Origin of the sequence: Pseudomonas sp. Rh2, from assembly GCF_040762985.1 — a bacterium.
Classification (GTDB): domain Bacteria; phylum Pseudomonadota; class Gammaproteobacteria; order Pseudomonadales; family Pseudomonadaceae; genus Aquipseudomonas; species Aquipseudomonas taiwanensis.
Genome location: NZ_CP142890.1, coordinates 516539 through 530813, shown reverse-complemented (window position 1 = coordinate 530813; position 14275 = coordinate 516539). Strand labels below are relative to the sequence as shown.

Genomic DNA, 14275 nt, shown 5'->3' with positions numbered 1-14275 from the left:
CGCATTGTAACGCTCAACGCAGCAGCGCGGCGTAGCGATCACAATCGGTGGTGTGGTCCATGACCATGCCAGTGGCTTGCATGAAGGCGTAACAAATGGTCGGGCCAACGAAGGTGAAGCCGGCTTTCTGCAGGGCCTTGCTCATGGCCTTGGCCTCGTCGGTCACGGCCGGGATTTCCTCACGGGCCTGGAAATGGTTGATCCTGGGCGCACCACCGACGAACGACCAAAGCCACTGCGCCGGGTTATCCACAGCCAGCCAGGCCTGAGCATTGCGCCGGGCCGCCTTGAGCTTGAGACGGTTGCGAATGATGCCAGTATCGAGCATCAGTTCCTCGATCCGCTCGTCGCTCATCTGCGCCAGTCGAACCGGGTCGAAACCGTACATCACCTCCCGGTAGCGCTCGCGCTTCCTCAGAACGGTGATCCACGACAGCCCAGCCTGGAACCCTTCGAGCAAAAGCATCTCGAAGAGCAACGCCGGGTCGCGCTGCGGTGTCCCCCATTCCTGGTCGTGGTAAGCCTGGTACAACGGATCGTCGGTACACCAAAAGCAGCGTGGCATAAGGCTCCAATTGAGTAGAGGGAGAGGCGAATCAGGTTATACTCCCGCTCTTTACATCCGCATCCCCAGATACAGGTGAATTTCGTGAGCCAGCCTACGCCAGCCGTGCGTACCTTCCAAGACCTGATCCTCGCCCTGCAGAACTACTGGGCCGAGCAAGGTTGTGTGGTGCTTCAGCCCTACGATATGGAAGTAGGCGCCGGCACTTTCCACACCGCTACATTCCTGCGCGCCGTCGGCCCAGAGACCTGGAACGCCGCCTATGTGCAGCCTAGCCGTCGCCCTGCCGACGGGCGGTATGGCGAAAACCCCAACCGCCTGCAGCACTATTACCAGTTCCAGGTGGTGCTCAAGCCGAACCCGGCCAACTTCCAGGAGCTGTACCTCGGCTCGCTGAAAGCGATCGGCCTGGATCCGCTGGTCCACGACATCCGCTTCGTCGAAGACAACTGGGAATCGCCAACCCTGGGCGCCTGGGGCCTGGGCTGGGAAATCTGGCTCAATGGCATGGAGGTGACCCAGTTCACCTACTTCCAGCAGGTCGGTGGCATCGAGTGCTACCCGGTCACCGGTGAAATCACCTATGGCCTGGAGCGTCTGGCCATGTACATCCAGGGCGTAGACTCGGTGTACGACCTGGTCTGGGCCGACGGCCCGTTCGGCAAGGTGACCTACGGCGACGTGTTCCACCAGAACGAAGTGGAGCAGTCGACCTACAACTTCGAACACGCCAACGTCGAGAAGCTGTTCGAGCTGTTCGATTTCTACGAAAGCGAAGCCAACCGCCTGATCAAGCTTGAGCTGCCGCTGCCGACTTATGAAATGGTCCTGAAGGCATCCCACACCTTCAACCTGCTGGACGCCCGCCGCGCCATCTCGGTGACCGAGCGCCAGCGTTACATCCTGCGCGTACGTACCCTGGCTCGGGACGTAGCGCAAAGCTATCTGCAAGCCCGTGCACGCCTGGGCTTCCCGATGGCCACCCCTGAATTGCGTGACGAAGTGTTGGCGAAGCTGGAGGCTGCACAATGAGTGCTCAAGATTTCCTGGTAGAACTGGGCACCGAAGAGCTGCCACCGAAGGCCCTGGCCTCGCTGGGCGACGCCTTCCTGGCGGGCATCGAGAAAGGCCTGCAGGCTGCGGGCCTGAACTACACCGGCAAGCAGGTATACGCCGCGCCGCGCCGCCTGGCCGTGCTGATTCGTCAACTGGACGTGCAGCAGCCGGACCGCAGCATCAACATCGACGGCCCGCCCATTCAGGCGGCGTTCAACGCTGAAGGCCAACCGACCCAGGCTGCTCTGGGCTTCGCCAAGAAGTGCGGAGTAGAGCTGTCGGAAATCGACCAGAGCGGCGCCAAGCTGCGCTTCTCCCAACACATTCCAGGCAAGGCCACTGCCAGCCTGCTGCCGACCATCGTCGAAGACTCGCTCAACGACCTGCCCATCCCCAAGCGCATGCGCTGGGCGGCCAGCCGTGAAGAGTTCGTCCGCCCGACCCAGTGGCTGGTAATGCTGCTGGGCGACCAGGTCGTCGAGTGCACCATCCTGTCGCAGAAAGCCGGCCGTGAATCCCGTGGTCACCGCTTCCATCACCCGGAAAACGTGGTCATCACTACCCCGGCCAACTATGTCGAGGACCTGCGCAAGGCCTATGTACTGGCCGACTTCGCCGAGCGTCGCGAGCTGATCAGCAAGCGCACCGCCGAGCTGGCCATGCAGCAGGAAGGCAGCGCCATCGTACCGCCAGCGCTGCTGGATGAAGTCACCGCGCTGGTGGAGTGGCCGGTGCCGCTGGTCTGCTCGTTCGAAGAGCGCTTCCTCGAAGTGCCGCAGGAAGCCCTGATCACCACCATGCAGGACAACCAGAAGTACTTCTGCCTGCTGGACAGCGAAGGCAAGCTGCTGCCGCGCTTCATCACCGTCGCCAACGTCGAGAGCCGCGATCCGAAGCAGATCGTGCAAGGCAACGAGAAGGTCGTGCGCCCGCGCCTGACCGACGCCGAGTTCTTCTTCAAGCAGGACAAGAAGCAGCCGCTGGAAACCTTCAACGAGCGCCTGAAGAACGTGGTGTTCCAGGCTCAGTTGGGCACTGTCTTCGACAAGGCCGAGCGCGTTTCCAAACTGGCCGCATTCATCGCACCCAAGATTGGCGGCGATGCCGCGCGTGCCGGTCGCGCCGGCCTGCTGTCCAAGTGCGACCTGGCCACCGAGATGGTGGGCGAGTTCCCTGAAATGCAGGGTGTCGCCGGTTACTACTACGCGCTGAACGATGGCGAGCCGGAAGACGTCGCCCTGGCCCTGAACGAGCAGTACATGCCTCGTGGCGCCGGCGCCGAACTGCCGCAGACCCTGACCGGTGCAGCCGTGGCCATCGCCGACAAGCTCGACACCCTGGTCGGCATCTTCGGCATCGGCATGCTGCCAACCGGCAGCAAGGACCCGTATGCCCTGCGCCGTGCCGCCCTGGGCGTGCTGCGCATCCTGATCGAGAAGCAGCTGGACCTGGACCTGAATGCCGCCGTCGAATTCGCGGTCAAGCAGTTCGGTGCCAAGGTGAAAGCCGCCGGCCTGGCCGAACAGGTGCTGGAGTTCGTCTTCGACCGTCTGCGTGCGCGTTACGAAGACGAAGGCATCGACGTCTCGACCTACCTGTCGGTGCGTGCCCTGAAGCCGGGTTCGGCCCTGGACTTCGACCAGCGCGTACAGGCCGTGCAGGCCTTCCGCAAGCTGCCGGAAGCCAACGCCCTGGCTGCGGCGAACAAGCGAGTATCGAACCTGCTGAGCAAGGCCGAAGGTGCTATCGCCGACCACGTCGAACCGAAGTACTTCGACAATGCCAACGAGTTCTCCCTGTACTCGGCCATCCAGCAGGCCGACCAGGCCGTGCAGCCGATGGCTGCTGCGCGTCAGTACAGCGAAGCACTGGCCCGCCTGGCTGCCCTGCGTGACCCGGTCGACGCCTTCTTCGAGGCCGTGATGGTCAACGCCGAAGACGCCAAGGTCCGTGCCAACCGTTATGCCCTGCTCAGCCGCCTCCGTGGCCTGTTCCTGGGCGTTGCCGATATTTCGCTGCTGGGGTAAGCCTTGAAACTGCTGATTCTCGATCGTGACGGGGTGATCAATTACGACTCCGACGCCTATATCAAGTCGCTGGAGGAGTGGATTCCGATTCCCGGCTCGGTCGAGGCTATCGCGCAGTTGAGCAAAGCCGGCTGGACGGTGGCCGTGGCCACCAACCAGTCCGGCATTGCCCGCGGCTACTACCCGCTGGAAACCCTTGAAGCCATGCATGCCCGCCTGCGCGCGCTGGTGGCCGAACTGGGTGGCGAAGTGGGTCATATCGTGTATTGCCCGCACGGGCCGGACGAAGGCTGCGATTGCCGCAAGCCCAAGCCTGGCATGCTGCGGGCGATCGCCGAGCACTACCAGGCCGACCTGCGCGGCGTCTGGTTCATCGGCGACAGCAAAGGTGACCTGGAGGCCGCCCTGGCCGTCGGTGCACAACCCGTGTTGGTGAAAACCGGCAAGGGCGAGCGGACCCTGGAAAAGGGTGTGCCGGAAACTACACTGATTTTCGACGATCTGGCTGCTATCGCCAGAGAACTAATTTAAACAGTGCGCCTTCGGGCGCATTTTTCTCAGGCGGGCGCGCCCCGCAACGGTACATGCCACTATGTCGATCCTGCAGGCGATCAGAATCTTTCTTTTTTACCTGCTGCTGGGCACCAGTTCGCTGTTGTGGTGCTCCCTGAGCTTTTTCATCGCGCCATTTTTGTCGTTCCCCAAGCGCTATCGCTTCATCAACGTCTACTGGTGCCGTTTCGCCGTGCTGCTGGCGCAAGTGATCCTGGGCATTCGCTACAAGGTCACCGGTGCCGAGAACGTGCCGAATGAGCCCTGCGTGATCCTGTCGAACCACCAGAGCACATGGGAAACGTTCTTCTTGTCCGCCTATTTCTCGCCACTGAGCCAGGTGCTCAAGCGTGAGCTGCTGTACGTCCCGTTCTTTGGCTGGGCCATGGCCATGCTGCGGCCGATCGCCATCGACCGCGACAACCCCAAGGAAGCCTTGCGCCAGGTTGCAAGCAAAGGTGATGAGCTGCTCAAGCAGAAGGTATGGGTGCTGATCTTCCCGGAAGGGACCCGCGTGCCCTTCGGTACGGTCGGCAAGTTCTCCCGTGGCGGCACCGCACTGGCGGTCAACGCAGGCCTGCCGGTGCTGCCGATCGCACATAACGCCGGCAAGTTCTGGCCGAAGGAAGGCTGGGGTAAACGCTCGGGCACCATCGAGGTGGTGATTGGCGAGCCAATGTATGCCAATGGCACCGGCCCGCGTGCCATCGCCGAGCTCAATGACCGCGCAGCCGCGTGGAATGAAGCGACCCAACGTGCCATGGGTTCACTGCCGCCAGCAGATGAAAAAGCCCAAGAGCAGATCGCCTGACGATCTGTGGATAACTTGTGTGCAATTTTTGGATGGAATGCTTCAAATAGATGCTAAGTTATTGAATTAGCTATTTATTTTTGTGTATGACATTTTTCTGAAAATCGTGCATAAGTTTTTTCGAGGTATAAGAAAACCGGCTTTTACAGCCGGTTTTTTTATGAGCCTTGCAGGCCAGCCGTCTTGTCAGCGGCAGGGCCCGTGAAACACCTCAGACCTTGTCGATATCCACATCCTTAGTCTCTTTGAGGCAGAAAATCCCCACGACCAGGCTGATCCCTGTCACCAGTACCGGGTACCAAAGGCCGTAGAAGATATCCCCGGTGTATACCACCAACGCGAACGACACCGTGGGCAGGAAGCCGCCAAACCAGCCGTTGCCGATGTGGTAGGGCAGGGACATCGAGGTGTAGCGGATGCGGGTCGGGAACAGCTCGACCATCACGGCTGCCAGTGGGCCGTAGGTCATGGTCGCGATCAGGATCATCGCCACGATCAGCACCACGACCATCACCTGGTTAACATTGGCTGGATCAGCCTTGGCCGGGTAGCCCGCCTGTTCGACCGCAGCACGCATGGCCGCTTCGTCGAAGCCGCTGATGGTCTTGTCACCAATGCTCACCACCACCTCGGTACCCTGCGCATTCACCGAACTGTAGGGCAGGCCTTGCTTGACCAGGAAGGTCTTGACCTTGTCGCATGGGCTGTCGAAACGCGCCTTGCCGACCGGGTCGAACTGGAAGGTGCAACCTTTCGGGTCCGCTGTGACCACAATCGGCGCCTGGCGGCTGGCCGCGTCGATTTGCGGGTTGGCGTAGTGGCTTAGCGCTTTGAACATCGGGAAATACAGCACCGTGGCCAGCAGCAGGCCCAGCATTAGGATCGGCTTGCGCCCAACCCTGTCCGACAACCAGCCGAAGAACACGAAGAATGGCGCACCGATCACCACGCTGATGATCAGCAGGGTATTGGCCTGAGCAGGGTCCATCTTGAGCATCTGCGTCATGAAGAACAGCACGTAGAACTGCGCGGTGTAGAAGGTCACCGCCTGACCCGCGTTGATGCTGAACAAGGCTGTGAGCACCACCTTGAGGTTTGGCCAGGAGGTGAACGACTCACGAATCGGCGACTTGCTGACCTTGCCCTGGGCCTTCATTTTCACGAAAGCAGGCGACTCGTGCATGCTCATGCGAATCCACGTGGAAATGGCCAGGAGGAAGATCGACAGCAGGAAGGGCAGGCGCCAGCCCCAGGTCTCGAACTGATCCCCACTGATGTAACGGCTAGCCAGCACCACCAGCAACGACAGCAGCAGCCCAAGGGTGGCGGTGGACTGTATGAAACCGGTGTGGAAACCGCGCTTGCCAGGTGGCGCGTGCTCGGCCACGTAGGTGGCTGCACCACCGTACTCGCCGCCCAGGGCCAGGCCCTGGAGCATGCGCAATACCACCAGAATGATCGGGGCAGCGATACCGATGCTGGCGTAGGTGGGTAGCAGGCCGACAGCGAATGTCGACAAGCCCATTAGCACGATGGTGACCAGGAAGGTGTACTTGCGACCGATCATGTCACCCAGACGGCCAAACACCAGCGCACCGAAAGGCCGAACGAGGAAGCCGGCGGCAAAGGCCATCAAAGCGAAGATAAAGGCGGTAGTGTCGTTCACCCCAGCGAAGAACTGCTTGCTGATGACCGCTGCCAGTGCACCATAGAGAAAAAAGTCATACCACTCGAACACCGTCCCGAGGGATGACGCGAAAATGATCTTGCGTTCCTCACGGCCACTGGAGCTGCTGGCCGCCGCCCCCTGCTCTTGAATGTAATCCGACATCGTTGCTGTCCTCGGCCCGAAGGCCACAGTGATTATTCTTGTTGTTCCACTGTCGGCAGCCTCTGACCGCAAGCTGCCGGTACTGCACGCACCCGGGTCAGGGCGTCGGTATTGCGTCTTCGTTGAAGCTGGTCTGGGTGGTAGCCCCCTTGAGAATGAGTTGGGCCGCCTTCTCGGCGATCATGAGAGTGGGTGAACAGGTATTGCCGGAGGTGATCTGCGGCATGATCGACGCATCCGCCACGCGCAGCCCGGGGATGCCATGAACGCGCAACTGGTTATCCACAACGTCCAACGGGCCATTGCCCATGCGGCAGGTACCGACCGGGTGGAAGATGGTGGTGCCAATCTTGCCAGCGGCTTCGAACAGTTCTTCTTCGGTTTGCAAGGCCGGACCGGGCAGATACTCGCGGGGTTCGAATGCGGCCAGGGCAGGGGACTGGACGATGCGCCGGGTGAGGCGAATGGCATCGGCGGCGACGCGCAGGTCTTCGGGGTCGCTGAGGTAGTTGGGGTCGATCAGCGGCGTCGTGTTCATGTCGGCAGAGCGGATGTCGATGCGTCCACGGCTTGCTGGGCGCAGGTTGCACACCGACGCGGTGAAAGCCGGGAAACGGTGCAGCGGCTCGCCGAAGCGCTCCAGCGAAAGGGGTTGCACGTGATACTGCAAGTTGGCGGTGGCCTGCTCAGGACTCGAGCGTACAAAGGCCCCCAGTTGGCTCGGTGCCATGGCCAACGGGCCACTGCGGTCGTAGAGATAGCGCAAGCCCATACCCAGCTTGCCCCAAAGGCTGTTGGCCATCTGGTTGAGGGTACGGGTATTGCGGATCTCGTAGATCAGGCGCAGCTGCAGGTGGTCCTGCAGGTTGCCGCCGATGCCAGGCATATCGTGGCGAACTCCGATACCGAGGCTTTCCAGCAGCTTGCGCGGGCCAATTCCTGAGCGCTGCAGGATGCCAGGAGAGCCTACGGCACCGGCACAAAGAATGATCTCGCGCCCTGCGGAGAACTCGTGCCAAGCACCCTGCCATTGCGCTTTCACCGCCCGAGCACGGGTATTGTTCAATAACACCTGGTCGACCTGCACATCGGTCAGCACGGTCAGGTTGGGGCGATCCTTGATTGGCCGCAGAAAGGCCTTGGATGCATTCCAGCGCACACCACTGCGCTGGTTGACTTGAAAGTATCCACAGCCTTGGTTGTCGCCGGTATTGAAGTCATCGACCTTGCCGATGCCGCTCTGCTCAGCCGCATCGCGGAAGGCATCGAGGATAGGCCAGCTATAGCGCTGGCGCTCGACGCGCCACTCACCGTCGGCACCATGGTGATCAGTGCTGCCGGCAAAATGGTTTTCACTGGCCTTGAACAGTGGCAGCACATCCTTCCATGCCCAGCCTTCGTTGCCTTGATCGGCCCAGTGGTCGTAGTCGGCGGCTTGGCCACGCATGTAGATCATGCCGTTGATCGAGGAACAACCACCCAGCACCTTGCCGCGAGGGTAACCCAGGCTGCGCCCCCCCAGGCCGGACTGCGCCTCGGTCTTGAAGCACCAGTCGGTGCGCGGGTTGCCGATGCAGTAGAGATAACCGACAGGGACGTGGATCCAGGGGTAGTTGTCGCGCCCACCGGCTTCAAGCAACAGCACTCGGCAGGAGGGGTTGGCCGACAAACGATTGGCCAGCAGGCAACCGGCAGGACCGGCCCCAACGACCACGTAGTCGAAGACAGAATCGGCTGATGGCATGTGAAACCTCGCCTGATTATTGTTCTTGTCGTCCTACATCTTATTGATTAATTTCGACGAGGAAACACGAGATTTCACGCAGCGGTTGTGCGTTTTCGTTCAACGCAATGCCTGTGCGGGTCGCTTGCATTGCCCCGAAAAGCACCGCTGTATCCGTGGGAGCGGGTTCACCCGCAAATAGGCCACAACGGACGGCCTGAAAGGACAAGCATGTTCGACTGGAATGATCTGCGGTTTTTCCTCGAGTTGCAGCGCAGCGGCCGGCTGCTCACCGCCGCCAAGCGTCTGAACACTACCCACAGCACCGTGGCCCGGCATATCGAAAGCATCGAGAAAAGCCTTGGCACGCCGCTGTTCGTGCAGCACGCCCAGGGCTATGAACTGACCAGTTCCGGCCAGGCCCTGCTCAAGCACGCCGAAGCCATGGAGAATGTCGCCCTGCTGGCGCAGGAAGAAATCACCCAGGCCATTACACCGTTGGGCAAGATCCGCCTTGGGGTGACTGAGGGCATCGGCATCATGTTCTTCACCCCACGCATGAACGCGTTGTTCGAACGATACCCAGGCCTGGAAGTTGAACTGGTGGCAGTACCGCGCTTTGTCAGCATCCTCAACCGCGAAGCTGAAATCAGCATCCACCTGGAGCGGCCCAATGCCGACCTTCTGATTACCCGCAAGCTCACCGACTACCGCTTGGCCCTTTACGCCAGCCAAAACTATCTCGACCGGGCGCCACCGCTGCGAAACCGCGATGACCTGGCTCGTCACAGTTGGATTGGCTACGTCGATGACTTGCTGTTCAGTCAGGAACTGCTGTTCCTCAACAGCTTCTGCCGTGCGCCCAACGTGGTCTTTCGCAGCACCAGCGTGATCGCCCAGCAGCATGCCGCCCGCGCAGGCTTGGGCATCGCCGTGCTGCCCAATTACATGGCCCGCCACGACCCGACGCTGGTCCGCCTATTACCCACCGAGACCATCCAGCGCAGCTACTGGATCTGCACGCGCAGGGAGCTGCACAAGTCGGTGCGCCTGCGGGTGGTCTGGGACTACCTGCTGGCGCTGTGCGCTGCGGAACAAGCCGAGCTGTTAGCCGAGTAGCGCCTTACCGGCCAACAGCAGGGCCGCGAACCAGCCGGCCACGGCAAACATCTGCTGCAGGCGCGGCCCGGCAAGCCTGGCCGCCAGTGGCCGCGCCAGCAACAAGCCAAGTACCGCACCGATGGCGAACGGAGCACCGAACCGCCACTGCATCACCCCTGCCAGGCTGGCGCTGACAACGCTTGCCGCGGACACCAAGGCGATTACCGCCAGCGATGTCGAGACAATGCTCTTCATGCGCAGATTGGTGTAACGGTTCAAGGCGGGAATGATCACGAAGCCCCCGCCCACACCAAGCAGGCCCGACAGCAGCCCGGACAATGCCCCCGTCATGGCCAAGGCACGGGCGCACGGCAGCGTCCAGCGCAAGCGGCCCTGCAATGGGTTGAGCACGCACGGTTCGATGTATCGATGAGCATCATTGTGCTCGCCACGCAGTTCGTTGCTGGCCTTGCGCCAGATGCGCAGGCAGGCGTACACCAGTACCCCGGCGAAGGTCAGTGCCAACGGCGTGTTGGGCAAGCGATGCGCGAGCATCAGCCCAAGGGGTGCAGCAGCGATACCGATCAGGGCAATGAACAGTGCGGCGCGATAACGCACCAGCCCCTCGCGCAGGCCGAGCACGGCCCCCACGGATGCGGCGAGCCCTACGGCAAGCAAGCCGATAGGCGCGGCCTCGACCATCGACAGGCCAAGGCCGAACACCAGCAGCGGCACCGCGAGGATACCGCCGCCCGCGCCGGTCAGTGCCAACACTCCACCGATGATTGCGCCCAACCCAGCGCCCAACAGTTGATGCTCGATCACCGCGTACCCTCGACCACCAGCGGCTGAGGCCGTGCCAGCCATTCACGCCCCTTGAGCATGCCTTGCCAGTAAAGAGGCGGCAGTACCCTTGCCTTGAGCAGCCAGGCCAGACGGGTTGCCTGACGACCATCGAGCAGCCAACGGGGGAAGCTTGGAGCAACCTTGCCCCCGTAGGTGAATTCGGCAAGCACGATCTTGCCGCGTTCGACGGTCAATGGACAGGAGCCGTAGCCGTCGTATTGGGCAAGGGTGCCGAGCCTGCCCAACGCTACCAGAACATTGTTGGCCACGACCGGCGCCTGCTTGCGGGCGGCGGCGGCAGTCTTGGCGTTGGTGGTGTTGGCGACATCGCCAAGGGCGTGGATATTGCCAAACGAGCGGTGACGAAGGGTATGGGGATCGACATCGACCCAACCCGCCGCATCCACCAACGGACTGTTGCGAATGAAGTCCGGAGCGACCTGTGGGGGCACCACGTGCAGCATGTCAAAGGCTTCGGTGCGCCTTTCGCTGCTACCGTCAGGCAATGTGCGAATGAAAGTGGCGCGCTTGTTCGGCCCGTCCACCGCCACCAGTCGATGCGAGTAATTGAGATCAACGCCGTACTTGTCGATGTAGGCCATCAGCGCAGGGACATAGTCGGCGACCCCGAACAGCACCGCGCCAGCATTGAAGAAGCTGGCTTTCACATCACCCAGCTGCCCATTGCGAAGCCAATGGTCACAGGACAGGTACAACGCTTTCTGCGGCGCGCCGGCACATTTGATCGGCATCGGTGGCTGGGTGAACAAGGCACGACCTTGCTTGAGGTTCTGCACCAGCGACCAGGTGTAGGGAGCCAGATCGTATCGGTAGTTGGAGGTCACCCCGTTTCGACCCAAGGTTTCGCTCAGCCCTTCGATGGCACTCCAATCGAGTTTCAGGCCTGGGCAGACAACGAGTTGTTCGTAGCTGACGGCACGGCCGTCTTCGAGAATGACCAGCTGCGCCTGAGGGTCGAAGCCTTCGACTCGCCCCTTGATCCACCGCACACCTCGGGGGATGGTCGAAGCCATGGTGCGCGCGGTACTGGTCGACTTGAATACACCAGCGCCCACCATCGTCCAACCAGGCTGGTAGTAGTGAACATCGGCGGGGTCGATCAGGGCGATATCCAGCGATGGGTCGCGGCTGATGAGACTGGAGGCAGTGGCGATACCGGCAGCTCCGGCACCGACGATCACCACTTTGTGGTGATCCGCATTGGATGTTTTGGCGGGGGACAGCAAGGCAGGCATGGCGGTACGTCCTGGAAATCTGGTTATGGGCAAAGACGATCAGAGCTTGTTCAGCGGAATCTTCAGGTAGCTCACCCCGTTGTCTTCGGGCTTGGGAAAATGGCCGCTGCGCATGTTCACCTGCACCGAAGGCAGGATCAGCACAGGCATTTCCAGGGTTTTGTCGCGGGCTTCGCGCATGGCGACGAAGTGGTCCTCATCGACCCCCTGGTGAATGTGGATGTTGTGGGCGCGCTGTTCAGCCACGGTAGTGACGTAGCGCATTTCCCGCCCCCCCGGCAGGTAGTCATGGCACATGAACAGGCGGGTCTCATCTGGGAAGGCAAGCAGGCGGCGAATGGAGCGGTACAATGTACGTGCGTTGGCACCTGGAAAATCGCAACGCGCTGTCCCGTAGTCCGGCATGAACAATGTGTCGCCGACGAACAATGCTTTCTCACCCGCGTCCTCGACCAAGTAGCTCATGCAGGCCGGGGTATGCCCAGGGGTGTGCAGAGCGTGCGCTTGCAAGTTGCCGATGCGAAAACCTTGTTCGTCCTTGAACAGCACATCGAACTGGCTACCGTCCCGGGCGAAATCCGATTCGGCATTGAACAGCGCACCGAAGACTTTCTGCACCTGGGTAATGTGCGCACCAATGGCGGTATGGCCACCGAGTTTCTCTTTGAGGTAAGCCGCCGCGGAAAGATGATCGGCGTGCACATGGGTTTCCAGAATCCACTGCACCTTGGCATTCAGTGCTTTTACCCGGTCGATCAAACGGTCGGCCGACGCCGTGCAGGTACGTCCAGACTTCGGGTCGTAGTCCAGAACGCTGTCGATCAACGCGCACTGAAGCGTCTCGTTGTCCAGGACCAGATAGCTGATGGTCGAGGTCGCCTCATCGAAGAAGGCTTCCACGTGAAGGTTGTTGCCGATGATCATCACGTTCTCCAAATAATCCACCGCGCCTTATATGAGGCGTAGGCAGTGATTGGAGGTTTATCAAGATGCATGCCAGAAGATTTGGCCCTGGTTTTGTGGTCGATCCCGCGTATTCATTGGGTTTGCGGGACTGGCAGACGAACGGGTGACAGTGGTTGTGGCAGTCGACTGTCAGCTAATGGCAGTATTTGGCAGACCTCGCTACTCTGCGGCAGGTCAATCCATCGGTGCCCCCATGTCTGAGCTTCACGCCACAGCCTCCCATCCGGCTATTCTCGCGCTGGTGTCCTACCTCGAACACGATGTACTGCCAACCATCGTGCTGGGCACCGACTACAACATTCTCGCCGCCAACGCAGCCTATCGCCGTCAGTTCGGCGGTGACGGGCAGGCGCCGGTCGGCCAGAAGTGCCACCGCGTCTCGCATCACTATGCCGTGCCCTGTGACCAAGCCGGTGAACACTGTCCGATGCGCAAGGCATTGGACAGCAAAGTGCCAGAGCGTGTGCTGCACATCCATCACACGCCGCGTGGCCCTGAACACGTGGATGTGGAGCTGCGCCCGATCCTCGACGAACAGGGCAATGTCGTGGCCTTCGTCGAACGGCTCACCACCATCACGCTGGCATCTGCACAACCTCAACAACAGGGGTTGGTCGGCCGAGCGCCAGCCTTCAAGGCCGCCTTGGCCAGCCTGCAGCGTGCGGCCCCTGCGCAAATTCCGGTACTGCTGCAGGGCGAGTCGGGTACTGGCAAGGAATTGTTCGCACGGGCCATACACATGGGAAGCCCGCGCGCCAATGGCCCGCTGGTCGTCGTTGACTGCACCGGTCTGACCGAATCACTGTTCGAAAGTGAGCTGTTCGGTTACGAGAAGGGCGCCTTCACGGGTGCCAATCAACGCAAGATCGGCTTGGCCGAGGCGGCCCACGGTGGCACGCTGTTCCTCGATGAAATCGGCGAGGTGCCGTTGGCGATGCAGGTCAAACTGCTGCGCTTGATCGAGTCGGGGAGCTTTCGACCGGTCGGCAGCCTGCGCACCGTGCATTCAGATTTCCGCCTCGTGTCGGCGACCCATAAACCGCTGAAGAAGATGGTGGCGGAGGGTACGTTCAGGGAAGATCTTTATTACCGCATCAGTGGTTTCCCGATCCGGCTGCCGGCGTTGCGCGAACGTGTGGAGGATTTGCCTCTGCTGGCTGAGAGCCTGCTGCAGCGCATGAGTGGCAAGCCGACAAGTTTGACCGAGCAGGCGCTCAAGCAGCTTGGCCTGCATGCGTTCCCGGGCAACATCCGCGAACTGCGCAACATTCTGGAGAGGGCCCGGTTATTTGCCGATGATGGTCTGATCCGACCTGAGCACCTGCCAGAGGATGTGGTGCCGCAGCAGGTCAATGTCAACAGTGGGCGAGGGCGCAACGACCTGAGTGAAGTGGCCCAAGCGCTGGAACAATTCAAAGGGCCACGTAGCGAACTGGCCCGTCATCTTGGCCTGAGTGAGCGAACCTTGTATCGACGGTTGAAAGCGCTCGGCCTCAGTTAGGGCGAGGCGAACTTTACCGGATCTTTACCACTGTCCTGAC

The 14275-nt window shown here is 61.1% G+C and carries 12 protein-coding genes; 6 read left to right on the top strand and 6 right to left on the bottom strand.

Annotated features, from left to right (window positions below):
- Window positions 1-13: 13 nt before the first annotated feature.
- Complete coding sequence (locus tag VXM67_RS02425) at window positions 14-565, bottom strand: DNA-3-methyladenine glycosylase I (protein WP_023377956.1); 552 nt, start codon at window positions 563-565, stop codon at window positions 14-16.
- Between the two features lie 84 nt (window positions 566-649).
- Here VXM67_RS02425 and glyQ point away from each other — a divergent pair, with 84 nt between their 5' ends.
- The 4 genes from glyQ to VXM67_RS02405 all read left to right on the top strand — a co-directional run bounded on the left by glyQ (window position 650) and on the right by VXM67_RS02405 (window position 5011).
- On the top strand, window positions 650-1597 hold the full coding sequence (gene glyQ, locus VXM67_RS02420; protein WP_023377955.1) for a glycine--tRNA ligase subunit alpha: 948 nt from the start codon (window positions 650-652) through the stop codon (window positions 1595-1597).
- Window positions 1594-3648 (top strand): glycine--tRNA ligase subunit beta, encoded by a 2055-nt coding sequence (glyS, locus tag VXM67_RS02415; protein ID WP_023377954.1) that lies wholly within the window; start codon window positions 1594-1596, stop codon window positions 3646-3648. The genes glyQ and glyS overlap by 4 nt, the downstream gene beginning before the upstream one ends.
- Window positions 3649-3651: 3 nt before the next feature.
- Entirely contained in the window at window positions 3652-4179 is a 528-nt protein-coding gene (gene gmhB, locus VXM67_RS02410; protein ID WP_104881039.1) for a D-glycero-beta-D-manno-heptose 1,7-bisphosphate 7-phosphatase, read from the top strand.
- Between the two features lie 61 nt (window positions 4180-4240).
- Window positions 4241-5011, top strand: a complete 771-nt coding sequence (locus tag VXM67_RS02405; RefSeq protein WP_023377952.1) for a 1-acyl-sn-glycerol-3-phosphate acyltransferase — start codon at window positions 4241-4243, stop codon at window positions 5009-5011.
- 211 nt (window positions 5012-5222) lie between these two features.
- Here the strand turns inward: VXM67_RS02405 and VXM67_RS02400 are convergent, their stop codons facing one another.
- Together VXM67_RS02400 and VXM67_RS02395 are read right to left on the bottom strand one after the other, a co-directional pair.
- Window positions 5223-6842 carry an MFS transporter gene (locus tag VXM67_RS02400; RefSeq protein WP_023377951.1) on the bottom strand — a complete coding sequence of 540 codons (1620 nt, stop codon included), beginning with the start codon at window positions 6840-6842 and terminating at the stop codon, window positions 5223-5225.
- A 97-nt stretch (window positions 6843-6939) separates the two neighbouring features.
- Window positions 6940-8586, bottom strand: a complete 1647-nt coding sequence (locus VXM67_RS02395) for a GMC family oxidoreductase (RefSeq protein WP_367237481.1) — start codon at window positions 8584-8586, stop codon at window positions 6940-6942.
- Window positions 8587-8796: 210 nt separating this feature from the next.
- Between VXM67_RS02395 and VXM67_RS02390 the strand changes: the two genes are divergently transcribed.
- On the top strand, window positions 8797-9684 hold the full coding sequence (locus tag VXM67_RS02390; RefSeq protein WP_023377949.1) for a LysR family transcriptional regulator: 888 nt from the start codon (window positions 8797-8799) through the stop codon (window positions 9682-9684).
- Here VXM67_RS02390 and VXM67_RS02385 read toward each other — a convergent pair.
- From VXM67_RS02385 to VXM67_RS02375, 3 genes are read right to left on the bottom strand one after another with little or no spacing between them, the layout of a single operon-like run.
- A complete protein-coding gene (locus tag VXM67_RS02385) occupies window positions 9673-10491 on the bottom strand; it encodes a sulfite exporter TauE/SafE family protein (RefSeq protein ID WP_367237480.1) in 819 nt (272 codons plus the stop codon). The genes VXM67_RS02390 and VXM67_RS02385 overlap by 12 nt on opposite strands.
- Complete coding sequence (locus VXM67_RS02380) at window positions 10488-11768, bottom strand: FAD/NAD(P)-binding oxidoreductase (protein WP_186598633.1); 1281 nt, start codon at window positions 11766-11768, stop codon at window positions 10488-10490. The genes VXM67_RS02385 and VXM67_RS02380 overlap by 4 nt, the downstream gene beginning before the upstream one ends.
- Window positions 11769-11807: 39 nt before the next feature.
- Window positions 11808-12692: an MBL fold metallo-hydrolase gene (locus VXM67_RS02375; RefSeq protein WP_027906648.1), complete on the bottom strand. Its 885-nt coding sequence runs from the start codon at window positions 12690-12692 to the stop codon at window positions 11808-11810.
- 235 nt (window positions 12693-12927) lie between these two features.
- On the opposite strand from VXM67_RS02375, the gene VXM67_RS02370 reads away from it, so the two are divergent.
- Window positions 12928-14235, top strand: a complete 1308-nt coding sequence (locus tag VXM67_RS02370; protein ID WP_023377945.1) for a sigma-54-dependent Fis family transcriptional regulator — start codon at window positions 12928-12930, stop codon at window positions 14233-14235.
- The last annotated feature ends 40 nt before the right edge of the window (window positions 14236-14275 follow it).

Coding starts and splice junctions, on each gene's coding strand:
- VXM67_RS02425 (WP_023377956.1), bottom strand. CDS start 565: ATGCCACGCTGCTTTTGGTGTACCGACGATCCGTTGTACCAGGCTTAC.
- glyS (WP_023377954.1), top strand. CDS start 1,594: ATGAGTGCTCAAGATTTCCTGGTAGAACTGGGCACCGAAGAGCTGCCA.
- VXM67_RS02405 (WP_023377952.1), top strand. CDS start 4,241: ATGTCGATCCTGCAGGCGATCAGAATCTTTCTTTTTTACCTGCTGCTG.
- VXM67_RS02400 (WP_023377951.1), bottom strand. CDS start 6,842: ATGTCGGATTACATTCAAGAGCAGGGGGCGGCGGCCAGCAGCTCCAGT.
- VXM67_RS02395 (WP_367237481.1), bottom strand. CDS start 8,586: ATGCCATCAGCCGATTCTGTCTTCGACTACGTGGTCGTTGGGGCCGGT.
- VXM67_RS02390 (WP_023377949.1), top strand. CDS start 8,797: ATGTTCGACTGGAATGATCTGCGGTTTTTCCTCGAGTTGCAGCGCAGC.
- VXM67_RS02380 (WP_186598633.1), bottom strand. CDS start 11,768: ATGCCTGCCTTGCTGTCCCCCGCCAAAACATCCAATGCGGATCACCAC.
- VXM67_RS02375 (WP_027906648.1), bottom strand. CDS start 12,692: ATGATCATCGGCAACAACCTTCACGTGGAAGCCTTCTTCGATGAGGCG.
- VXM67_RS02370 (WP_023377945.1), top strand. CDS start 12,928: ATGTCTGAGCTTCACGCCACAGCCTCCCATCCGGCTATTCTCGCGCTG.